The sequence below is a fragment of the Nocardiopsis chromatogenes YIM 90109 genome (genome assembly GCF_000341185.1).
Taxonomy (GTDB): domain Bacteria; phylum Actinomycetota; class Actinomycetes; order Streptosporangiales; family Streptosporangiaceae; genus Nocardiopsis_A; species Nocardiopsis_A chromatogenes.
The window spans coordinates 1-21,871 of the sequence record NZ_ANBH01000163.1; the positions used below are offsets into that span (position 1 = coordinate 1).

Here is a 21,871-nt window from a genome sequence, read left to right on the forward strand (position 1 = left end):
CTCGGTGTACTCACCGAGGATGCGCCGCACCTCATCGGGGTTCTCCTCGGCGTAGGCCAGGCCCTCTTCCATGGCGGCGGTGAAGTCGGCGACCAGCTCCGGGTCCTCGGCCAAGAGCTGTTCGGAGGTGAAGTAGGTCGCCATGGACAGCTTCGGGTGGGCGTCGACGAAGTTCGAGGCGATCTCGGTGGCGCCCGCCTCCAAGGAGGTGGTCAGGAAGGGTTCGGCCATCCAGGCGGCGTCGACCTCCTCGTTCTCCAACGCGGCGGGCATGTCGGGGAACGGGAGTTCGGTGAACCCGACCTCGGAGGGGTCGCCGCCGTCCTTGCGGACCGAGTTGCGCACGGTGGTGTCGCCGATGTTCTCCAGGTTGTTCACGGCGACGGTGGCGCCCTCCAGGTCGGCGGGGGACTCGATGGGGCTGCCCTCGGGCACCACGACGGCGCTGACGTCGGCGCCCTGCTCGCCGGTGGTGGCCGCACCGTTGGCGACCACCTGCATGGGCAGCCCGGCGTCGCGGGCCACCAGCAGGGAGGTGACGTTGCCGAAGGCGAAGTCGAGATCGCCGGCGGCCACACCGGGGACCGCCTGGGCGCCGCCGCTGATGTTGCGGATCTCGGCCTCCAGGCCGCGGTCGGCGAAGAAGCCCTGCTCTACGGCGAGGTGCAGGGGGGCGAGGTCGACGATGGGGATGGCTCCGACCGTGATGGTGCGCGTGCCGTCCCCGTCGTCCCCTCCGCCGCCGCAGGCGCTCGCGGCCAGGGCGAGCGCCGCCGCGGCCGCGGCGGCGGACAGGAGTCTGTGACGCATCGGCTCTCCATTCGCAGGGGGGTGCGGCGGGCGCCGGGGCGCCCACCCGAGAGGGGGTTTGTGCGTCTTGCGAACGGCCGTTCTGTTGGCGAACGTAATTGACGCTCCAGCCAGCGTCAACCCCATACGGCGGCCTCACCGACGGTGACCAGCCGGTCGATCCCTAACGAGATCGGACCACCGGACCTCTGTCCGCCGCCCCCGGCCGTCCTCCGCGCCCACCCTGTTCGGTATGAGAACATTTCCGGGACCGAAAGGGAGCGCATGTCCGACACCGACTCCGACACCGGCCCCACCGCACCCGGGCCGCGCGGCGACCACTTCGTCCAGTCCCTGGAGCGCGGCCTCGGGGTCGTCCGGGCCTTCTCCGCCGAGCGGCCGGAGATGACGCTCAGCGAGGTCGCCCGCGCCACCGGGCTGACCCGCGCGGCCGCCCGCCGATTCCTGCTCACCCTGGCCGACCTGGGGTACGTGCGCTTCGACGGCCGCCTGTTCGGGCTCACCCCGCGCGTGCTGGAGCTGGGGTACTCCTACCTGTCGGCGGCGGGGCTGCCCGAGGTGGCCCAGCCGCACCTGCAGGCGCTGGCCGCCGAGGTGCGCGAGTCGTCGTCGGTCTCGGTCCTGGACGGAGACGACGTGGTGTACGTGGCCCGCGCCGCGACCTCCAGGATCATGACGGTCGCGATCAGCGTCGGCACCCGCTTCCCGGCCTGCGTGACCTCCATGGGCCGAGTGCTGCTGGCCGGGCGGCCCGACGGCGAGCTGGAGGCCTACCTGGCCCGGCTGGAGGTGCCCGCGCTCACCGCGCACACCGTCGCCGACGCGGAGGCCCTGCGCGCCGAGCTGGACCGGGTGCGCGCCCAGGGGTGGGCCATCGTGGACCAGGAGCTGGAGGAGGGCCTGCGCTCGGTTGCGGCCCCGATCCGCGACCGGGACGGCCGGGTCGTGGCCGCCGCGAACGTGTCGGTCCAGGCCAGCCGCATGCCGGTACGCGGACTGCGCACCGAGATCCTGCCCTCCCTCCTGGCCACGGTCGCCCGCATCGAGGCCGACCTGGAGATCGCCTCACGCACCTCGGGCCCGGCACGGGCGTAAGGCCCCGGGACCCGCCACCGAGAGGCGGACCGGAGGGCGGAAACGGCAGACCGGGCACCCCGCTCCGGCCCCGGCCGGGCGCCGAGCGGGCGGAGTGCGGGCAGAGGCCGACGACGACGCATGAGGGCGCCCCCACCTGCAGCACTGTCGGCCGCCCGGCGTGTGCGTGGTATCTGGAGAGGGCAGCGACGGCAGAGCCGGTCCCCCGCTCACAGGCCCCAGCCGGGCGACAGGTCAGCGGAGTGCGGGGCGGAAGGGCAACGACGACGGAGGTCGGCGGCCCTTGCGGCAGCGCCGACGATTGCACGGAGTGTGCGTGGTCGCTGTTCTGGGCGGCGACGGCAGAAGCGGGGCGGTTCCCGGGCCCTGCTTGCCGGGCGGCGGGGCCGGGGAACCGCCCGGCTCACTCCGTCGCCGCCCAGAACAGCGACCACGCACACGCGCTGCGCTCGACAGCGCTGCCGGAAGGGTCACCGACCTCCTTCGTCGCCGCCCTCCACCACACCCCGCCGACCCGCCGTCCGGCCGGGGCCGAAAGCGGGCACCAGCCCCGCCGTCGGCGTCCCGCGCCCCGCCTCGGGCGGGGCGCCATATGCCGCCATGCCTTGACCGACGGTCCGGGCGACAGTAACGTCCTGGGTGTTCGCAAAGAGAACAATGATGCGCTATCCGAACGAGAGGGGGCGCGATGATCCTGCCGTTGGACCGGGCCGTGGCCGAGCTCGTCCGCGACGGGGACACGGTCGCCATGGAGGGGTTCACCCACCTCATCCCGGTGGAGGCCGGTCACGAGGTCATCCGGCAGGGGCGGCGCGACCTGACCCTGGTGCGGATGACCCCCGACATCGTCTACGACCGCATGATCGGCGCCGGGTGCGCCCGCAAGCTCGTGTTCTCCTGGGGCGGCAACCCCGGGGTGGGCTCGCTGCACCGGTTCCGCGACGCCGTCGGCAACGGCTGGCCCCGCCCCCTGGAGCTGGAGGAGCACAGCCACGCCGGGATGGCCAACCGCTACGCCGCCGGAGCCGCCGGACTTCCCTTCGCCGTGCTGCGCGGCTACGCCGGAACCGACCTCGTCGGGCGCACCCCCACCATCAAGCCCATCACCTGCCCCTTCACCGGGGAGGAGCTGGCCGCCGTGCCCGCGCTCAACCCCGACGTGGCGATCGTGCACGCCCAGCGCGCCGACCGCGCGGGCAACGTGCAGATGTGGGGCATCACCGGAGTGCAGAAGGAGGCGGTGCTGGCCGCCGACCGCGCCCTGGTCACCGTCGAGGAGGTCGTCGACACCCTGGAACCGGTCCCCGGCCAGGTCGTCCTGCCCTCCCGGGTCGTCACCGCGGTCTCCCCCGTGCCCGGCGGGGCGCGCCCCTCCTATGCCCACGGCTACTACGTCCGCGACAATGACGCCTACCGCGCCTGGGACGCCGTCAGCCGGGACCGCGACCGCTTCACCGCATGGCTCGACGACGAGGTGTTCGGCGCCGCGGGCCGCCCCGGGGCCCCGGACCGGGCACACGGCGAGGACAGGGAGGAACAGACCGCATGACCGCCACCGAGTCCCTGCCCTCCCCCTCCGCGGCCGACGCCGACGAGGTCATGACGGTCACCGCCGCCCGCGCGCTGGCCGACGGCACCTCCTGCTTCGTCGGCATCGGCCTGCCCAGCACCGCCGCCAACCTGGCCCGCCGCACGCACGCCCCCGACCTGTGGATGGTCTACGAGTCGGGCACCCTGGGCGCCTCCCCCGCCACACTGCCGCTGTCCATCGGCGACGGCGAACTGGCCGAGACCGCCGACAGCGTCGTCCCGGTCACCGAGGTGTTCAACTACTGGCTGCAGGCCGGGCGGATCGACACCGGCTTCCTCGGCGCCGCCCAGATCGACCGGTTCGGCAACATCAACACCACCGCCATCGGCGACTACGACGCCCCGGCGGTACGCCTGCCCGGCGCCGGCGGGGCCCCCGAGATCGCGGCCTCCTGCGGGCGGGTCATCGTGATCGTGCGGCAGACCCCGCGCACCTTCGTCGAGCGGGTCGACTTCACCACATCGGTCGGCCACGGGAGCGGCCCCGGCGACCGGGAGCGCCTCGGGCTGCGCGGCGCCGGGCCGGTGCGCGTCATCACCGACCTGGGGGTGCTGGAGCCCGACCCGCGCACCCGCGAGCTGGTGCTCACCTCCGTCCACCCGGGCGTCACCGCCGAACGGGCGCGCGAGGCCACCGGGTGGGACCTGGCCCTCGCCCCGGACCTGGCCACCACCCCCGCACCCGAGCCGCACGAGCTGGCGGTGCTGCGCTCGCTCACCGGACGGGGCTGACCCGCCCCCGCCCACGACCGTCCACGCCCGCCCCGACCGTCCCCTGGAGGCCCCACCGTGAACGACGTGTACGTCATCGACGCCGTCCGCACCCCGTTCGGGCGCTACGGCGGCGCCCTGTCCGGCATCCGCCCCGACGACCTGGCCGCGCACGCGGTCTCCGGCCTCACCGCGCGCTCCCCCGGGCTCGACCCGGCCGCCGTCGACGACCTCTACTTCGGCGACGCCAACGGCGCCGGAGAGGACAACCGCAACGTGGCACGGATGGCGGCCCTCCTGGCGGGACTCCCGGTCAGCGTCCCCGGGGCCACCCTGAACCGGTTGTGCGGGTCGGGGCTGGAGGCGGTCATCGCCGCCAACCGGGCGGTGGCCGTGGGCGACGCGTCCCTGGTGATCGCCGGGGGCGTGGAGTCGATGAGCCGCGCCCCGTGGGTGATGGCCAAGCCCGAGAAGGGCTTCCCCGCCGGGCACCAGACCCTGCACTCGACCACCCTGGGGTGGCGGATGGTCAACCCGCGCATGGAACCCGCCTGGACCGCGTCCCTGGGCGAGTGCACCGAGCAGATCGCCGACGAGTTCGGGATCGCGCGCGAGGACCAGGACGCCTTCGCCCTGCGCAGCCACGAGCGCGCGGCCGCCGCCTGGGCCAAGGGCGTCTTCGCCGACGAGGTGGTGGACGTGCCCGGGGCGGAGCTGGAGCGCGACGAGAGCATCCGCGAGACCTCCGCCGAGAAGCTGGCCGGGCTCAAGCCCGCCTTCCGCGACGAGGGCACCATCACCGCGGGCAACGCCTCCCCGCTCAACGACGGCGCCGCCGCGCTGCTGGTCGGCGACGCCGAGGCGGCGCGGGCGGCGGGGCGCGAGCCGCTGGCGCGCATCGTCAGCCGGGGCGTGGCCGCGGTCGAGCCGAACCGGTTCGGGGTCGGCCCGGTGGCGGCCGCCGAGACCGCGCTGCGCCGGGCCGGGATCGGCTGGGGCGACCTGGCGGCGGTCGAGCTCAACGAGGCCTTCGCCGCCCAGGCGCTGGCGTGCGTGCGCAGCTGGGACGGGCTGGACCCGGACATCGTCAACCCCAACGGCGGGGCGATCGCCATCGGTCACCCGCTGGGCGCCTCCGGCGCGCGCATCCTGGGCTCGCTCGCCCATGAGCTGCGCCGCCGTGGCGGCGGGTGGGGGCTGGCCGCCATCTGCATCGGCGTCGGGCAGGGCCTGGCCGCCGTGCTGCACGCGTGAGAGGAGACGGGACCATGGGCCAGGACACGGCCGCGGGCCGGGATACGGCCGAGGAGCAGGACACGGCGGCGGGGCGGGCCGCGCCCGCCGTCCCGGGCTACCGCCGGGACCCCGGCGTGCACCCGCCACTGGACTACCCCGGGTACCTCAGCACCGCACTGCGCCACCCGCGGCGCCCGCTGAAGGTCCTGCCGCACCTGCTGACCGAGGTCACCGGGCCGCTGCTGGGCGAGGACCGGATCGGGCCGCTGGACCACGACCTGACCCGCCGGCACGACGGCGAGCCCCAGGGCCAGCGGATCACCCTGCAGGGACGCGTCCTGGACGCCGACGGGCGCCCGGTGCCGCACACCCTCGTGGAGATCTGGCAGGCCAACGCCGGGGGCCGGTACCGGCACAAGGGCGACAACTGGCCGTGCCCGCTCGACCCGAACTTCACCGGGGCGGGGCGGACGGTCACCGACGCCGTGGGGTGGTACTCCTTCACCACCATCCGCCCCGGCGCCTACCCGTGGAAGAACCACGACAACGCCTGGCGGCCCGCGCACATCCACTTCTCCCTGTTCGGGCGGGCGTTCACCCAGCGGCTGGTGACGCAGATGTACTTCCCCGGGGACCCGCTGTTCTTCCAGGACCCCATGTGGAACTCCATCCCCGACCCGCAGGCGCGCGAGCGGCTGGTGGCGCGCTACGACCACGAGCGCACCGAACCGGAGTGGGCGCTGGCGTACACGTGGGACATCGTGCTGCGCGGGCGCGAGTCGACGGTGTTCGAGCACGAGCTGGCGCTGGAGGACGACGACTGATGGAGCCAACGACACCTTCACAGACCGTCGGGCCGTACCTGCACCTCGGGCTTCCGTGGCCGGATGGGCCCTATGCGCTCCGGCAGGGCGCGCCGGGGGGCGTGTGGCTGCGGGGCACGGTCACCGACGGCGCCGGAGCGCCGGTCCCGGACGCGCTGGTCGAGACGTGGCAGGCCGACCCGGAGGGCAGGTTCGACCACCCGGACGACCCGCGGGGCGCGGTGCGCCGCGACGGGTTCCGGGGGTTCGGCCGGTGCCCGACCGACGAGGCGGGCCGGTGGGCCGTGTACACCCTCAAGCCGGGGCCGGTGCCGGGTCAGGCGGGGTCCGCCGGGTCGTCGGGGTCCGCGGGCCGACCGGCCCTGCAGGCGCCGCACATCGACGTGTCGGTCTTCGCGCGCGGGATGCTGCGCCGCACGGTGACGCGGGTGTACTTCCCCGACGAGGAGGAGGCGAACGGGCGGGACCCGGTGCTGTCGTCCATCACCGATCCCGAAGAGCGGGCCACCCTGGTGGCGGGCGCGGCGAAGGACGGCTACCGCTTCGACATCCGCCTCCAGGGGGAAGGAGAGACGGTGTTCTTCGACATCTGACCGAGGACGGAGTACAGATGTCCTGTCTCACTCGAACCGATGGGTCGACCTGCAGAGATACCGCCTCGATCGAGACGCCGCCGGGATCGCGTCCCCCTCGGGGCGGACAGCGGTCGACGCCGTCCCACCCCACCCGGGCGGCCGTCCGGGCCCCGCGGCAGGGATGCCCGGGCCGAGTGGGAACCGCACGGGTCGAAGGGGACCGGACGACGGAGGCGGGAACGGCACGGTGGGCCGCCCGTGGGGCGCGGGACGCGGCCGTCGACGACCCGGTCGGGGGCCACCGGGGGAACCGGTCGGCGACCGTGATCAAGGAGGTGCAGTCGTGTTCGGAGACATGTTCGCCCGCGGCGCCGTCGCGGATGAGACCGGCGAGCAGGCCTGGCTCCGGGCGATGCTCGACGCCGAGGCCGCGCTGGTGCACGCGCTCGTCCGGGTGGGCCTGGCCGCGCCCGAGGACGCCGAGGCCGTGGAGGCCGCGCGCAGGGACGGCCGCGTGGACGCGGCCTCCGCGGCCCGGAGCGCCGCCGACTCGGCCAACCCCGTCGTCCCGCTGGTCCGGGAGCTGGCCCGGGCCGTGGAGGGGCCCGCGGCGCGGCACGTGCACCAGGGGGCGACCAGCCAGGACGTCATGGACACCGCCGCGGTGCTGGTGGCCCGGCGCGCCGGGGGCGCCGCCCTCGCCGAAGCCGACCGGGCCGCGTGCGCGCTGGCCGGGCTGGCCGAGGAGCACCGGCGCACGGTGATGCCCGGCCGCACCCTGCTCCAGCAGGCCCTGCCGACCACGTTCGGGCTGGTCGCCGCCGGGTGGCTGCACGCGGTGACGGGGGCGGCCGACGCCCTGCGCACCGAGCTGGACCGCACCCCGGCGCAGCTGGGCGGGGCGGCGGGCACCCTGGCCTCGCTCGGCGACCGCGGCCCGGCGGTCGCCGCCGCCTTCGCCGACCGGCTGGGCCTGGCCCGCCCCGCCCTGCCCTGGCACACCGACCGGGGGCCGCTGACGGCGGTGGCCTCGGCGGCCGCGCGGACGGCGGCGGCCTGCGGCAAGGTCTCCGGGGACCTGGTGCTGCTGGCGCAGACCGAGGTCGGCGAGGTCGCCGAGGAGGCCGGGCCGGGGGTCGGCGGGTCGTCGGCGATGCCGCACAAGCGCAACCCGGTGGCGGCGGTGTCGGCGCGGGCCTGCGCCGAGCAGGTGCCGGGGCTGGCGGCGACGCTGCTCACCGCGCAGATCCACCAGCCGCACCAGCGCGCGGCAGGGCCCTGGCAGGCCGAGTGGCAGGCCTTCGACCGGCTGCTGTGCGCGACCGGGTCGGCGGCGGCGTGGACGGCCGACGCCCTGGAGCGGCTGCGCGTGGACCCGGAGCGGATGCGCGCCAACCTGGAGCTGGCGGGGGGGGTGCCGATGGCCGAGCGCGTCGCCTCCGACCTGGCCCCCGAGCTGGGCAGGCTGGACGCGCACGACCTGGTGCGGGAGGCGTGCCGGGAGGCGGCCGGGTCGGGGGCGGACCTGGCCGGGGTCCTGGACCGGAGGCTGGCCGGGCGCCGCACGGCCGAGCGGATCCGGGAACTGCTGGACCCGGCCGCGTACCTGGGCGCGGCCGACACGTTCATCGACGCGGCGCTGGACGCCTACCGCACCCGCCCGGAAAGGCCGTGGTAGGGACACGCCCGTCCGGGGTGCGTCCACCGGATCCGGGGACCGGCGACGCAGGATGCGACCAGCGGAAGCGGCACTCACGGCCCCAGGGGCAGCAGAGGCCGCGGAGCAGGAACCGACGAACGGAGGTACCCCCTTGACCGCACAGTCGACCGGACACCCCATCGCGGGCGGCCTCCATGCGGTGGACTCCGGGCCCGACGGCGCGCCCGCCGTCGTACTGGCCGGGTCGCTCGGCAGCACGCTGGAGATGTGGGACCCGCAGGCCGAAGCGCTGACCGCGGCCGGCCTGCGGGTGGTCCGCTTCGACCACCGCGGGCACGGCCGCTCCCCCGTCCCCGACGGGCCCACGACCATCGCCGACCTGGGCGCCGACGTGCTCGACCTGCTCGACCGCCTCGGCCTGGACCGGGTCGGCTTCACCGGGCTGTCCCTCGGCGGCATGGTCGGCATGTGGCTGGCGGCCAACGCCCCCGAGCGGATCGGCCGGCTCGCGCTGATGTGCACGGCCGCCTGGCTCGGGCCGCCGGAGAACTGGACCGACCGCGCGGCGACCGTGCGCGCGCACGGGGCCGGGGCGGTGGCCGAGGCCGTGGTCGGACGCTGGTTCACCCCCGGCTACGCCGCCGCGAACCCCGACGAGGCCGCGCGGATGCGGCGGACCGTGGCCTCCACCCCGGCCGAGGGCTATGCCGCCTGCTGCGAGGCGATCGCCGCCATGGACCTGCGCGCGGACCTGGGCCGCATCACCGCGCCGACGCTGGTCGTCGCCGGGGCGCACGACCCGGCGACCCCGCCCGAGCACGCCGAGCGCATCGCCCGGGCCGTCCCCGGCGCCCGCCGCCACGTCCTGGACGGGGGCGCGCACCTGGCCAACCGCGAGTGCGCCGACGAGGTGAACCGGCTGCTCGTCGCGCACTTCGCCTGAACCGCCCCCCGCCACCGCCGCCGCCCCCTGGAGGAGACCGACCGTGACCGACCGGACCGAGCGGGCCGACCTGACCGACGGCCACCGCCGCACCGAGGGCATGCGGGTCCGCCGCGAGGTGCTGGGCGACGCCCACGTCGACCGCGCCGAGGCCCAGAAGACGGAGTTCACCGAGCCGTTCCAGGACTTCATCACCCGCTACGCCTGGGGAGAGGTCTGGACGAACGGGGTGCTGGACCGCCGGACACGCAGCTGCATGGTGCTGACGGCCCTGGTCGCCAAGGGGCACTGGGACGAAGTGGCCATGCACGTCCGCGCGGCGGTACGCAACGGCCTGACCGAGGAGGAGATCCGCGAGGTGTTCCTGCAGGCGGCCGTGTACTGCGGCGTGCCCGCCGCGAACAAGGCCTTCGGCATCGCCCGGCGCGTCCTGGCCGAGCTGGAAGAGGGGTGAGCGGGGCGGTGCCGGGAACGGTCGGGGGCCTGTGCCCCGGCCCAGCGGTCGCCGGTGGCCTGTGACCACTGACCGGGGCACACACTGCCCATCTGCAGGGGAGGGAGGCCGGCCGCTGCCGGCCTCCGGGCCCGGCTCCGTCAGGCGCCCCTGCCGCCCTGCTCCTTGTCGTCGTCGACGATCTCGGCGTCGACGATCTCCTCCTCCTGGCCGCCGCCGGTGCTGCCGCCGGTATCGCCGCCCGTGCCGGTCGGGGCCCCGGTCCCGGCGTCCGCGCCCTCGGCGCCCGCCTGCCGCCCCCCGTAGATGGCCGAGCCCATCTTCTGGCCGACCTCGCTCAGCTTGCGGCTGGCGGCCGAGACGGCCTCGGTGTCGTCGCCGTCCAGGGACCGGCGCACCTCGACGACGGCGTCCTCGACCTCGCTCCTGATGTCCTCGGGGACCGTGTCGGCGTTCTCGCGCATGAACTTCTCGGTGGAGTAGACGAGGGTGTCGGCCTGGTTGCGGACCTCGGCGTCCTCCCGGCGCCTGCGGTCCTCCTCGGCGTACTTCTCGGCCTCGCGGACCATCGTGTCGATGTCCTCCTTCGCCAGGGCCGAGCCCCCGGTGATGGTCACCGACTGGGCCTTGCCGGTGCCCAGGTCCTTGGCCGAGACGTTGACGATGCCGTTGGCGTCGATGTCGAAGGTGACCTCGATCTGCGGCACGCCGCGCGGCGACGGCGGGATCCCGTCGAGGTTGAAGGTGCCCAGCTTCTTGTTGTAGGCCGCGATCTCCCGTTCGCCCTGGAAGACCTGGATGCCGACCGAGGGCTGGTTGTCGGCGGCGGTGGAGAAGGTCTCCGACCGCTTGGTCGGGATGGTGGTGTTGCGGTCGATGATCCGGGTGAACACCCCGCCCTTGGTCTCGATGCCCAGCGACAGCGGGGTGACGTCCAGCAGCAGGACGTCCTTGACCTCGCCCCTGAGCACGCCGGCCTGCAGGGCCGCGCCGATGGCCACGACCTCGTCGGGGTTGACGCCCCTGTTCGGCTCCTTGCCGCCGGTCAGCTCCTTGACCAGCTCCACCACCGCGGGCATGCGGGTCGAGCCGCCCACCAGCACCACCTGGTCGATATCGCCCACCGAGATCCCGGCGTCCTCGATGACCTGGTGGAACGGGGCCTTGGTGCGCTCGAGCAGGTCGCCGGTCAGGCGCTGGAACTCGGCGCGGGTCAGCTTCTCGTCCAGGTGCAGCGGACCCTCCGCCGACGCCGTCACGTACGGCAGGTTGACCGCCGACTCGCTGGAGCCGGACAGCTCGATCTTGGCCTTCTCGGCGGCCTCGCGCAGCCGCTGCATCGCCATCCTGTCCTTGGACAGGTCGATGCCGCTGGAGGCCTTGAACCGCTCGACCAGCCAGCCGACCACGGCCTGGTCCCAGTCGTCGCCGCCCAGGTGGTTGTCGCCCGAGGTCGCCTTGACCTCGACCACGCCGTCGCCGACCTCCAGCAGGGACACGTCGAAGGTGCCGCCGCCCAGGTCGAACACGAGGATGGTGGCCTCGTTCTCCTTGTCCAGGTGGTAGGCGAGGGCCGCGGAGGTGGGCTCGTTGATGATGCGCAGGACGTTCAGGCCCGCGATGGTGCCCGCCTCCTTGGTGGCCTGGCGCTGGTGGTCGGAGAAGTAGGCCGGGACGGTGACGACCGCGTCGGCGACCTCCTCGCCGAGGTAGGCCTCGGCGTCCCGCTTGAGCTTCTGCAGCACGAAGGCGCTGATCTGCTGCGGTGTGAAGGTCTTGCCGTCGACCTCCTCGCTCCGGTCCGTGCCCATCTCCCGCTTCACCGACGTGATGGTCCGGTCCACGTTGGTCACGGCCTGCCGTTTGGCGACCTCGCCGACCAGGGACTCGCCGTTCTTGGCGAAGGCGACGACGGACGGCGTGGTCCGTGCGCCCTCGGCGTTCGCGATGACCGTGGGCTCGCCGCCCTCCAGGACCGAGACGACCGAGTTGGTCGTTCCCAGGTCGATACCGACCGCACGTGCCATGAGCAGTTTCCTCCGCCGACTCCTCGCGATTCAACAGATATGGCGCAGACAAGTTGAGCCCAGCGGACACAACCCGTGACCGCTCTCCACAGACTGCCCGACACCGTCCGGCGCGTCAATCGGGGTGAGTTGACCTCACTCAACTTTGATGAGCGCCGGGGCGGCGCACGGGACCACCGCCCGCCCCCGGCCCCGCGGCCGGACCCCGGGCCGACCCCGCGCCCCCTGCGGGGACCAGGGGCCGCCGCTCCGCTTTCTGATTCGACAGTCAGGTGGGTCGCCTCGGCGTGATCATCCGGCTACATCCGATACACGCTGCGATGATCCGTCGCATCACCTCCGTTGCGACGTTGCGATTATCGCTATACCCCTGCTAGCGTCACCCCCCGTGACCGACCACATGGAGGGCCTGCGCCACCGGGTCCGCGACGTGATCCGGCGGTCCGGGCGTCCGCAGCGCGAGTTCGCCGCCGATATGGGCCTGGAGGCCTCGAAGCTCTCCAAGTCGCTCAGCGGCACCCGGCGCTTCACCGCCGAAGAGCTCGTCCGCATCGCCGACGCCGCCGGGGTGACCGTCAACTGGCTGCTGCACGGCGAGGACGCCGCCGACGGCGGCGTCTCGGCCGCGCCCCGCCTGGCGGTGGCCACCGAGCCGCCCCCCGACGCGGGGCGGGACGTGCGGGCCGCGCGCGAGCAGGGGCGGCGGCGCCAGATCACCGACGCCGCCTGGCGGCTCATCGCCGAGCGCGGCTACCACTCGGTGCGCACCGCCGACATCGCCGCCGAGTGCGGGGTGTCCAGCGCGGCCATCCACTACCACTTCCCCACCCTGCGCGAACTGCTCGACGAGACCCTGCGCTCCTCGGTCAAGCAGGCCTTCGACCGCCAGGTCGCGGCCCTGCACGGCACCGAGGACGCGCGCGAGCGCCTGCGGCGCCTCATCGAGCTGCAGCTGCCCTCCCCCGGGCACCTGGCCCGGGAGTGGTCCATCTGGATGCAGGTGTGGACCGAGTCCGCGCTCGACCCCCGGATGCGGGAGCTGCACGCCGACTCCTACCAGCGGTGGCACGACACCATCGCCCGCACGCTGCGCGACGGCGCCGCCTCCGGGGCCTTCCGCGCCGACCTGGACCCCGAGGCGATGACGGTCCGCCTCACCGCCCTCATCGACGGCCTGGGCATCCAAGTGCTCACCGGGCGCCCCGGCCGCACCGTCGAGCGGATGCGCGCCACCCTGCACGACTTCGTCACCACCCAGATCGAGCCGCCGACCGGCGGATCCGCGTCCGGCGGATCGGCGGAAGGCGGCGCACCGGCCGCCGAGAACCGGCACACCAGCGAGGAGACCCCGTGAACGAGACCATGAACACCGAGGTCATCCTGACCGCGGCACTGACCGGCGCCGGGGACACCGTGGGCCGCAGCCCGCACGTCCCGGTCACCCCCGAGCAGATCGCCGCCTCCGCGGTGGAGGCCGCCGAGGCCGGGGCCAGCGCGGTGCACATCCACGTGCGCGACCCCGAGACCGGCGCCCCCTCCCGGGACAACGCGCTGTACCGCGAGGTCGTGGAGCGGATCAAGGCGTCCGGCACCGACATCGTCATCAACCTGACCGCCGGGATGGGCGGCGACCTGGAGATCGGCACGGACGACCCGTTCGCCTTCGGCGCCGGGACCGACCTGGTCGGCGGGCTGGACCGGCTCCCGCACGTCGAGGAGCTGCTGCCCGACATCTGCACCCTCGACTGCGGCACCCTCAACTTCGGCGACGGCAGCAGCGTCTACATCTCCACGCCGGACATGCTGCGCGCCGGGGCCAAGCGCATCCAGGAGCTGGGCGTGCGCCCGGAGCTGGAGATCTTCGACACCGGCCACCTGTGGTTCGCCAAGCAGATGTACGCCGAGGGCCTCATCGACGACCCGAGCATGTTCCAGCTGTGCACCGGCATCCCCTACGGCGCCCCGGCCGACCCGGGCGTGCTGCAGTCGATGGTGCGGATGCTGCCCGAGGGCGCCGAGTGGGCGAGCTTCGCGATCGGCCGCATGCAGATGCCGTGGGTGGCCCAGTCGGTGCTGCTGGGCGGGCACGCGCGCGTCGGCCTGGAGGACAACCTCTACCTGAGCCGCGGGGTCAAGGCCACCAACGGGCAGCTGGTGGAGAAGGCCCGCGGCATCATCGAGGCCCTGGGCGCCCGGGTCGTCACCCCGGATGAGGCCCGCGCCAAGCTCAAGCTGCGCAGCGCCCGCTGACCCCTCCCTGCCGTCCTGCCCCTGCCCCCTGGGCCGGGGGCCGGGGGCCGGGGGCCGGGCGCCGCCGCACCGCGGGCGGCGCCCTTCGCCTGCCCCGACGCCGCTCCCGGCAGGCTCCTGGGCACCCCCCGTATGCGGTTTCCCGACGATGAGAAGGATGTGTCCGATGGCGGAGACGAACGGCGCCCCGGGCGCCCCGGCGGCGACGGCCGCGCCCGTTGGGGTGCGCACGGTCGCGTGTGTGGGCGCGGGGGTGATCGGCGGCGGCTGGGTCGCGCACTTCCTGGCCCGCGGCTACGACGTGCGCGCCTGGGACCCGGCCCCCGACGCCGAGCGGAGGCTGCGCGGCCTGGTCGCCTCGGCCTGGCCCGCGCTGACGCGCCTGGGGCTGGCCGAGGGCGCGTCGATGGACCGGCTGACCGTCGCCGGCACGCTGGCCGAGGCGGTCGCCGGAGCCGACTTCGTGCAGGAGAGCGCCCCCGAGCGGCTCGACCTGAAGATCTCCCTGCTCGCCGAGATCGACGAGGCCGCGCCCGAGCACGTGGTGGTGGGCTCCTCCACCTCCGGCTACTCGATGAGCGAGATGCAGGTCAAGGCCGCCCGGCCGGAGCGCCTGGTGGTGGGGCACCCGTTCAACCCGCCCTACCTGGTGCCGCTGGTGGAGGTCGTGGGCGGGGAGTCCACGGAGCGCTGGGCCGTGGAGTGGGCCTCGGAGTTCTACCGCGCCGCGGGCAAGCGGGTCATCACCATGGACACCGAGCTGCCGGGCTTCATCGGCAACCGCATCCAGGAGGCGGCCTGGCGGGAGGCGCTGCACATGGTGGCCGAGGGCGAGGCCACGGTGGAGCAGATCGACCTGTCCATGACCGCCGGGATGGGGCTGCGCTGGGCGTTCTTCGGTCCGTGCCTGACCTTCCACCTGGCCGGCGGCGAGGGCGGCATGGCGCACATGCTCGACCACTTCGGCCCGTCGCTGGAGGCGCCGTGGACCCGGCTGGAGGCGCCCGAGCTCACCGCCGGGCTGCGCGACGCCATGGTGGCCGGGACCGACGAGGTGGTGGCCGGGCGGAGCACGGCCGAGCTGATCGAGCAGCGCGACCGCCGGATGATCGCGGTGATGCGGGCGCTGGCCGAGGTCGAGGCCGAGGAGGCCGCCGAGGCGCGGGCCCGCGGCGCCGAAGGGGGCGGCGCGTGAGCGGGCCGCACCTGGTCCAGCGGGTCCTGCCCGAGTGGATCGACTACAACGGCCACCTGAGCGAGGCCTACTACGTGCTGGTGTTCGGGTTCGCCACCGACGCGCTCATGGAGCGCGCGGGGATGGACGCCGGGTACCGGGAGCGCACCGGGTGCTCGCTGTACACGGTCGAGGCGCACGTCCGCTACCTGCGCGAGGTCCCGCCCGAGGCGGAGCTGGAGGTGTGGACGCGGGTGGTGTCGGCGGGCGCCAAGAAGGTCCGCGTGTGCCACGAGATGTGGCTGGACGGCGTGCTGCGCGCGACCGAGGAGGTCATGGCGCTCCACGTCGACCAGGTGAACGGCGGCACCGCGCCCTTCCCCGAAGAGGTGCTCGCCCGTTTGGCGGACGGGATCGCGGAGGCCCCCGACTACGCGGGGCGCTCCATCGGCTGACGCCGGAGGGCCGCGCCCCGGGCCGGGCCCGGGGCGCGGCCGGAATACCAGACCGGTCCCGGTCCGCGAAGGGCATGGCCGCATCAGGCCGAACACCGGGAACGCGCCCGTTTCGGCGCATCCGTTCCCGATTCGGCGGTTACCAAGCGCGCCTGCGAGGAATAGACTCCGGAGCGTAGCGCTATCCCCCCGGATGACGATGGGACGCCGATGGCCCGACCCGACCCCCCCGAATTCCTGAAGCGGACCGGCCAGAAGTACACCGAGCCGCCCGACATCGACCTGACCAAGCCGTCGATCGCGCGCGTCTATTCGTACTTCCTCGGCGGGAAGGACCATTTCGCGGCCGACCGCGACATGGCGAACTACGCGGAGGGGGTCGTCCCGGGCGTCACCGACCTGGCACTGGGCAACCGGGCGTTCGTGCAGCGCGCGGCGCGCTACCTGGCGACCGAGGCGGGGATCGAGCAGTACCTCGACATCGGCTCGGGCCTGCCCACCGACGGCAACGTGCACGAGGTGGTGCACGAGAGCACCCCGCACGGCCGCGTCGTCTACGTCGACAAGGACCCCATGGTGCTGGCGCACGCGCGTGCGCTGCTGGCCGACAACAACACCACCATCGTCCTCAAGGCCGACCTGACCGCCCCCAAGGCGGTGCTGCAGGAGGCCGTGGCCACCGGGCTGATCGATCTGGACCGGCCGGTGGCGCTGATGCTCGGCGGGATCCTGCACCACCTGCAGGACGACGAGGACCCGGGCGGGATCACCCGCGAGCTGTGCGAGGCGCTCGCCCCCGGAAGCCACCTCGTGATCAGCCATTTCTGCTGCCCGGACGCCGCGCGCTCGCCCAAGAGCGCCAAGCGGGCGGCGGCCCTGGAGAAGGCGTTCATGGAGAAGCTCGGCCACGGCCTCTGGCGCGGCCGGGAGGACATCCTCTCCTATTTCCAGGGGTGGCCGCTGGTGCGTCCGGGCCTGGTCCCGCTGAACGACTGGCGCCCCCTGCCGAAGGAGAGCGCCCAGGCGGGGAACTACGTGATGCCGCCGCGCAATAAGCACATCATCATCGGCGGTATCGCGAAGAAGCCGTGAACGGTCCGGGCGGCCGCCGAAGACGGCGTCCACTGGGTTGGGGAACCCTCCGATGCCGTTCGGACACCTGTGCTGACCAGGCGACCGGTGCTCATGGCGATGCAGATCCGAAATGAGTCACACCATTCCGCAGGACGCGATCCCGCAGAAAGCCTCACCCCTTCAGCGGACGCCGTCACCGGGTCATCGAAGAGTTGTCGGCACCGGCGACCGAGGGTGCTCATCCCTCGTCCGGCGGGCTGACCTGGCCGGACGGAGGTTCCGCGGAGGTGACCCGCGTCGACATACCCGGCGGCACCGCAGCCCGGGATTCGGTTCCGGACGCCGTATTCATGCGGTTCGTCGCGGGTGGGCTGTTCGGTTCTCGGATCGGTTCTCGGATTGACCGGGGCGACCGGGGCGACCGCGACGGGCGAACGGCGGACCGGGTGAGACGGAACCGGCCCGATGCCCCGCCCAACCCGGTATCTCCGCAGTTCACGCGGCCAATTTGAGGAGGTCCGGACAGCGCCCCCTGGAGCGGCCCGGTCCTGCGGGTCCCCTGGGCGCGTCGTCGGCCCGGACGCTCCGCGGCGTCCGGGCCGACGTGCCCACGGCGGGCCCCGAGGGGGACCCCGCCGGTGCGCGGCGGGCGGTCCGCGCCCGGGCCCCGGTCACTCGACCGGGTCGACCCCGAAGCCCTCGGCCATGTCGTCGAGCATCGCGTCCGCGCCCTGCAGGCTCACCGAGCTGGCCCACACCCGGTCGTCGACCTCGTGCTTCTCGCCCTCCAGCTGGTCCCACAGCGGGTTGGCGGTGAACTCCTCCGACTTGTCCGCCGCGTCGCCGGTGCCGTCGTCCCAGGTGGACACGTAGATGTGGTCGGCGTCCAGGTCGAGGATCTCCTCCGGGCCCAGGTCGGCGGCGATGGCGCCGTCCTCGCCCTCGGGGGCGTCCTCGGGCATCGGCACGCCCACATCGGACTGGACGATGCCGGGGAAGGACTCGGGCTGGTACAGCCGGACCGTGGGCTCGCCCGCGAACCGCACCATGTTCATGGTGGGCATCTCGCCGCCGTTGGCCTCGGCGATCCGCTCGCCCAGCTCGGCGGCGCGCTCCTCGTAGTCGGCGATCTGCTGCTCGGCCTCGTCCTTCTTGCCGACGGCCTCGCCGACCATGATGTGGTTCTGCTTCCAGGTGGCCCCGGTGGTCTCGGAGAACACGGTCGGCGCGATCTTCGAGAGCTGTTCGTAGATGTCCTCATGGCGGACCTTGGCCGAGAGGATCAGGTCGGGCTGCAGTTCGGCGATGGCGGCCATGTCGGGCGCCTCCAGGGTGCCCAGGGACTCGGCGTCCCCGGCGTACTCCCGCCCCTCTTCGCCGAGGTAGTCGCGCAGGTCGCCGCCCTCGTAGTAGTCGGTGCGCCCGACCACGTCCATGCCGAGCGCGATGGCCGAGTCCAGGTAGCTGTTGTCCAGGACGACGACGGTCTCCGGCGCCGACTCGATGGTGGTCTCGCCCATGGCGTGCTCGACGGTGACCGGGTACGCGCCGTCGCCGCCGCCGTCGGCGGAGTCGGACGCGCCGCCTCCGCCTCCGCAGGCGGTGGAGAGCAGCAGCGCAGCCCCGGCGGCGAGGGCGCCCGCGAGGGCGCCGGGGGAGGTATGGCGTCGGATGGGGGACATCGCGGACCTTTCTGATGGGACAATGCCTTAGGTTTGTCTAGCCTAAGAGTGAGCTTGCGCCCGCGATCAGGCAGTATGCGGTGCAACGCCCCTTTTGTCCAGCAGCGGCGCCCGGGGCCGCCGCGAGACCGGTGTGTTCCCGAGGAGGGGGGAGGTGGGCCGGGTGAGCCGTCGACCGATGAGCACGCGGCCGGGGCCGTGCCCGGACGCCGCGCTGCGGCGCCCGGTCCGCGCGACGCCCCCCGGGCGCACCACCGCCGTCCCCCGTCCCCGAGGAGTCCCGCGACCGTGATGCCCTCCGCCTCCCCCGCCCGGGCGGCCGGACCGCCGAGCACGCCGGGTTTCGGCGCCGCCGTGCGCGCCCGCCGCACGACCGGCCTGGCGGTGCTCGTGTGCCTGCTCGCCGCCTGCGCCGCGGCGAGCCTGCTCATCGGCGCCCGCACCATCCCGCCCGCCGACGTCTGGCGCGTGCTGGCCGCACCCGACGGGGGCGAGGCCAGCGCGGTCGTGTGGTCGCTGCGCATGCCCCGCACCGCCATCGGGATCGCCGTGGGCGCCGCGCTCGGCGCCGCCGGGGTGCTCATGCAGAGCCACACCCGCAACCCGATCGCCGACCCCGGCATCCTCGGCGTCGCGCACGGCGCGGCGCTCGGGGTGGTCCTGGGCGTCTTCCTGCTGGGGATGACCGAGCCGTCCGCATTCGTGTGGCTGGCGGTCGCCGGGGCGCTCGCCGCCTCCGCGGCGGTGTTCGCCATCGCCTCCGGCGGGTCCCGCGGCCCCACCCCGGTCACCCTCGTGCTCGCCGGGGCCGCGATGAGCGCCCTGCTCAGCGGGCTCGTGTCGGCGATCGTGCTGATGGACCACGCCAGCCTGGAGGTGTACCGGTTCTGGCGGCTGGGCACCCTTGCCGGCCGCCCCATGGACGTGCTGTGGCAGGTGCTGCCGTTCATCGCGGCCGGGCTGGCGCTGGCCGCCGCCAACGCCCCCGGCCTCAACGCGCTGGCGCTGGGCGACGACGTGGCCACCGCGCTCGGCCAGCGGGTGCGCCTGACCCGCGCCACCGGCGTGGCCGCCATCGCCCTGCTCACCGGCGCCGCCACGGCCGCCGCCGGGCCGATCGCCTTCGTCGGGCTGGCCGCCCCGCACCTGGCCCGCGCGGTCACCGGCCCCGACCACCGGTGGATGCTGCCGCTGGCCGCCCCCGCCGGGGCCTGCCTGGTGCTGGCCGCCGACATCGCCGGACGGGTGGTGCGCGGCAGCGGCGAGGTGGAGGTCGGCATCGTCCTCGCCGTTCTGGGCGCCCCGTTCTTCATCGCCCTCATCCGCAGGGGAAGGATGATCGCCCCGTGACCCCCGCCGCACCGCCCGCACTCCCCGCACCCGCCCCGCCCGGCCGCCGCCGCGCACTGCGCGCCGGACCGCTGTCCTGGACCTGGCGGCCGCGCACCCTGGCCGTCGCGCTGCTCATCCTGGCCGCGCTGGCCGGGCTGTTCGTCCGAGCGCTCACCGCCTTCGACGACTACCCGATGGGCGCCGCCGACGCCCTCGCCGTGCTCGCCGGAGGCGGCGACGGCGGGGAGCGCTTCGTCGTGATGGAGCTGCGGATGCCCCGGGCGCTGACCGGAGCCCTGGTCGGCGCCGCACTGGGGCTGTCCGGAGCGATCCTGCAGGGGGTGGCGCGCAACCCGCTCGCCAGCCCGGACACCCTGGGGATCGGCTGGGGCGCCTCGGTGGGCGCCGTCCTGGTGATCGTGCTCGGCGGCAGCTCGGGCGGGGTGAGCGGCGCGGCCGCCCAGTTCGGCGTGCCCGCCGGGGCGGTGGTGGGCGGCCTGGCCGCCTCCGTCGCGGTGTTCGGCCTGTCCTGGCGGTCCGGGGTGGCGAGCACCCGGCTGCTGCTGGTGGGCGTCGCCGTCTCGCTGATGTGCGCCAACCTCGTCTACTGGGTGATGACCTGGAGCGACCTGCAGGACGCGGCCCGCGCGCAGACGTGGGTGACCGGCAGTCTGCACGCCGCCGACTGGGACCGCGTCGGGGTGGCCGCCGCCGCGCTGGCGGTGCTGCTGCCGACGGCCCTGGCCGCCGCGCGCGCCGTGGCGGCGCTGGGGCTGGGCGACGACGCGGCGCGCGGCCTGGGCGTCCGGGTGGACGCCGCCCGGCTGGTCCTGATGCTGTGCGCGGCACTGCTGGTGTGCGCGGCCACGGCGGCGGCCGGGCCGATCACCTTCGTCGCGCTGGCGGCCCCGCAGATCGCCCTGCGGCTGTGCGGCGCCGCCGAGCCGCCCCCGCTGACCTCGGCCCTGACCGGGGCCGCCCTGACGCTCGGCGCCGACCAGCTCGCCGCCGGGCTGTTCGCCCCCACCCAGCTGCCGGTGGGCGTGTTCACCGCGGTCCTGGGGGCGCCGTTCCTGATGTACCTGATCATCCTCCGGCACCGGGAGGCCCGCCTGTGACCACCGACCGCTCCCCCTCCGCCGCGCCCGAAGGCGCCGCCGGGTCCCGGCTGCGCGCCGAGGGCGCCACCCTGGCCTACGGCGAGACGGTGATCGCCCGCGACCTGGACTTCGCGGTCGCGGACGGCGCGGTGACCTCCGTCATCGGCCCGAACGGGTGCGGCAAGTCGACGCTGCTGCGGGCGCTGGGGCGGCTGCTGCGGCCCCGCTCCGGGCAGGTGGTGCTGGACGGGCGCCCGATCCAGCGGACCGCGCCCCGCGACGTGGCGCGGACGGTGGCGGTGCTGCCGCAGTCGCCGCTGGCCCCGCCCGGCCTGACCGTCGGCGACCTGGTGATGCGCGGGCGCCACCCGCACCAGAACTGGTACCGGCAGTGGTCGTCGACGGACGCGGCGGCGGTGGCCGAGGCGCTGGAGATGACGGGCGTGGCCGACCTGGCCGACCGGCCGCTGGAGCGGCTCTCGGGCGGCCAGCGGCAGCGCGCGTGGATCTCCATGGCGCTGGCGCAGGGAACCGACCTGCTGCTGCTCGACGAGCCGACCACCTACCTGGACCTGGCCCACCAGATCGAGGTGCTGGACCTGGTGCGCGGCCTCAACCGGGACCACGGCCGGACGGTGGTGATGGTGCTGCACGACCTGAACCTGGCGGGCCGCTACAGCGACCTGCTGGTGGCCATGCACGACGGGGAGATCCGCGCCTCGGGCCCTCCGGATGAGGTCCTGACGCCCGACCTGGTGGCCCGGACGTTCGGCCTGGAGTGCAAGGTGGTCCCCGACCCGGTGTCCGGCTCACCGCTGGTGGTCCCGGTGGGGGTGCGTGGCGCGGGCGGGTAGGCGCCCGGGGTCAAGGACGAGAGCG

20 protein-coding genes are annotated in these 21,871 nt (G+C 74.5%); 17 read left to right on the forward strand and 3 right to left on the reverse strand.

Going from position 1 to position 21,871, the window contains the following annotated elements:
- A partial coding sequence (locus tag D476_RS0116905) for an ABC transporter substrate-binding protein (protein ID WP_017625113.1) occupies positions 1 to 810 on the reverse strand: 810 nt, incomplete at its 3' end.
- Between the two features lie 264 nt (positions 811 to 1,074).
- On the opposite strand from D476_RS0116905, the gene D476_RS0116910 reads away from it, so the two are divergent.
- The 9 genes from D476_RS0116910 to pcaC all read left to right on the forward strand — a co-directional run bounded on the left by D476_RS0116910 (position 1,075) and on the right by pcaC (position 9,898).
- On the forward strand, positions 1,075 to 1,905 hold the full coding sequence (locus tag D476_RS0116910; RefSeq protein ID WP_017625114.1) for an IclR family transcriptional regulator domain-containing protein: 831 nt from the start codon (positions 1,075 to 1,077) through the stop codon (positions 1,903 to 1,905).
- A gap of 688 nt (positions 1,906 to 2,593) precedes the next feature.
- Positions 2,594 to 3,454 carry a CoA transferase subunit A gene (locus tag D476_RS0116915; RefSeq protein ID WP_017625115.1) on the forward strand — a complete coding sequence of 287 codons (861 nt, stop codon included), beginning with the start codon at positions 2,594 to 2,596 and terminating at the stop codon, positions 3,452 to 3,454.
- A complete protein-coding gene (locus tag D476_RS0116920; RefSeq protein WP_017625116.1) occupies positions 3,451 to 4,227 on the forward strand; it encodes a CoA-transferase subunit beta in 777 nt (258 codons plus the stop codon). Before D476_RS0116915 ends, D476_RS0116920 begins: the two co-directional genes overlap by 4 nt.
- A 57-nt stretch (positions 4,228 to 4,284) precedes the next feature.
- Positions 4,285 to 5,460 carry a thiolase family protein gene (locus tag D476_RS0116925; protein WP_017625117.1) on the forward strand — a complete coding sequence of 392 codons (1,176 nt, stop codon included), beginning with the start codon at positions 4,285 to 4,287 and terminating at the stop codon, positions 5,458 to 5,460.
- 14 nt (positions 5,461 to 5,474) lie between these two features.
- Positions 5,475 to 6,266, forward strand: coding sequence for a protocatechuate 3,4-dioxygenase subunit beta (pcaH, locus tag D476_RS0116930; RefSeq protein WP_017625118.1), 792 nt, complete (start codon positions 5,475 to 5,477; stop codon positions 6,264 to 6,266).
- Complete coding sequence (gene pcaG, locus D476_RS0116935) at positions 6,266 to 6,859, forward strand: protocatechuate 3,4-dioxygenase subunit alpha (protein ID WP_026123582.1); 594 nt, start codon at positions 6,266 to 6,268, stop codon at positions 6,857 to 6,859. Before pcaH ends, pcaG begins: the two co-directional genes overlap by 1 nt.
- Positions 6,860 to 7,184: 325 nt before the next feature.
- Complete coding sequence (locus tag D476_RS0116940) at positions 7,185 to 8,519, forward strand: lyase family protein (RefSeq protein WP_017625120.1); 1,335 nt, start codon at positions 7,185 to 7,187, stop codon at positions 8,517 to 8,519.
- A 133-nt stretch (positions 8,520 to 8,652) separates the two neighbouring features.
- Positions 8,653 to 9,444 (forward strand): 3-oxoadipate enol-lactonase, encoded by a 792-nt coding sequence (gene pcaD / locus D476_RS0116945; RefSeq protein WP_017625121.1) that lies wholly within the window; start codon positions 8,653 to 8,655, stop codon positions 9,442 to 9,444.
- Positions 9,445 to 9,487: 43 nt separating this feature from the next.
- Positions 9,488 to 9,898 carry a 4-carboxymuconolactone decarboxylase gene (pcaC, locus tag D476_RS0116950; RefSeq protein ID WP_017625122.1) on the forward strand — a complete coding sequence of 137 codons (411 nt, stop codon included), beginning with the start codon at positions 9,488 to 9,490 and terminating at the stop codon, positions 9,896 to 9,898.
- A 140-nt stretch (positions 9,899 to 10,038) separates the two neighbouring features.
- On the opposite strand, the gene dnaK is transcribed toward pcaC, so the two are convergent.
- A complete protein-coding gene (gene dnaK / locus D476_RS0116955; RefSeq protein ID WP_017625123.1) occupies positions 10,039 to 11,925 on the reverse strand; it encodes a molecular chaperone DnaK in 1,887 nt (628 codons plus the stop codon).
- A gap of 400 nt (positions 11,926 to 12,325) precedes the next feature.
- Here dnaK and D476_RS0116960 point away from each other — a divergent pair, with 400 nt between their 5' ends.
- The 5 genes from D476_RS0116960 (at position 12,326) to D476_RS0116980 (ending at position 16,896) form a co-directional block, all read left to right on the forward strand.
- Positions 12,326 to 13,279, forward strand: a complete 954-nt coding sequence (locus tag D476_RS0116960; RefSeq protein WP_051061767.1) for a TetR/AcrR family transcriptional regulator — start codon at positions 12,326 to 12,328, stop codon at positions 13,277 to 13,279.
- Positions 13,276 to 14,175: a BKACE family enzyme gene (locus D476_RS0116965; protein WP_017625125.1), complete on the forward strand. Its 900-nt coding sequence runs from the start codon at positions 13,276 to 13,278 to the stop codon at positions 14,173 to 14,175. The genes D476_RS0116960 and D476_RS0116965 overlap by 4 nt, the downstream gene beginning before the upstream one ends.
- A 166-nt stretch (positions 14,176 to 14,341) precedes the next feature.
- Entirely contained in the window at positions 14,342 to 15,370 is a 1,029-nt protein-coding gene (locus D476_RS0116970) for a 3-hydroxyacyl-CoA dehydrogenase NAD-binding domain-containing protein (protein ID WP_017625126.1), read from the forward strand.
- Complete coding sequence (locus D476_RS0116975) at positions 15,367 to 15,804, forward strand: thioesterase family protein (RefSeq protein ID WP_017625127.1); 438 nt, start codon at positions 15,367 to 15,369, stop codon at positions 15,802 to 15,804. The genes D476_RS0116970 and D476_RS0116975 overlap by 4 nt, the downstream gene beginning before the upstream one ends.
- 210 nt (positions 15,805 to 16,014) lie before the next feature.
- Positions 16,015 to 16,896, forward strand: coding sequence for an SAM-dependent methyltransferase (locus tag D476_RS0116980; protein ID WP_017625128.1), 882 nt, complete (start codon positions 16,015 to 16,017; stop codon positions 16,894 to 16,896).
- 653 nt (positions 16,897 to 17,549) lie between these two features.
- On the opposite strand, the gene D476_RS0116985 is transcribed toward D476_RS0116980, so the two are convergent.
- Complete coding sequence (locus D476_RS0116985) at positions 17,550 to 18,560, reverse strand: ABC transporter substrate-binding protein (RefSeq protein WP_017625129.1); 1,011 nt, start codon at positions 18,558 to 18,560, stop codon at positions 17,550 to 17,552.
- 291 nt (positions 18,561 to 18,851) lie between these two features.
- Here D476_RS0116985 and D476_RS0116990 point away from each other — a divergent pair, with 291 nt between their 5' ends.
- From D476_RS0116990 to D476_RS0117000, 3 genes are read left to right on the forward strand one after another with little or no spacing between them, the layout of a single operon-like run.
- Entirely contained in the window at positions 18,852 to 19,910 is a 1,059-nt protein-coding gene (locus D476_RS0116990) for a FecCD family ABC transporter permease (protein WP_017625130.1), read from the forward strand.
- Positions 19,907 to 21,010 carry a FecCD family ABC transporter permease gene (locus D476_RS0116995; protein WP_017625131.1) on the forward strand — a complete coding sequence of 368 codons (1,104 nt, stop codon included), beginning with the start codon at positions 19,907 to 19,909 and terminating at the stop codon, positions 21,008 to 21,010. The genes D476_RS0116990 and D476_RS0116995 overlap by 4 nt, the downstream gene beginning before the upstream one ends.
- Positions 21,007 to 21,846 carry an ABC transporter ATP-binding protein gene (locus D476_RS0117000; RefSeq protein ID WP_017625132.1) on the forward strand — a complete coding sequence of 280 codons (840 nt, stop codon included), beginning with the start codon at positions 21,007 to 21,009 and terminating at the stop codon, positions 21,844 to 21,846. The genes D476_RS0116995 and D476_RS0117000 overlap by 4 nt, the downstream gene beginning before the upstream one ends.
- Positions 21,847 to 21,871: the final 25 nt, after the last annotated feature.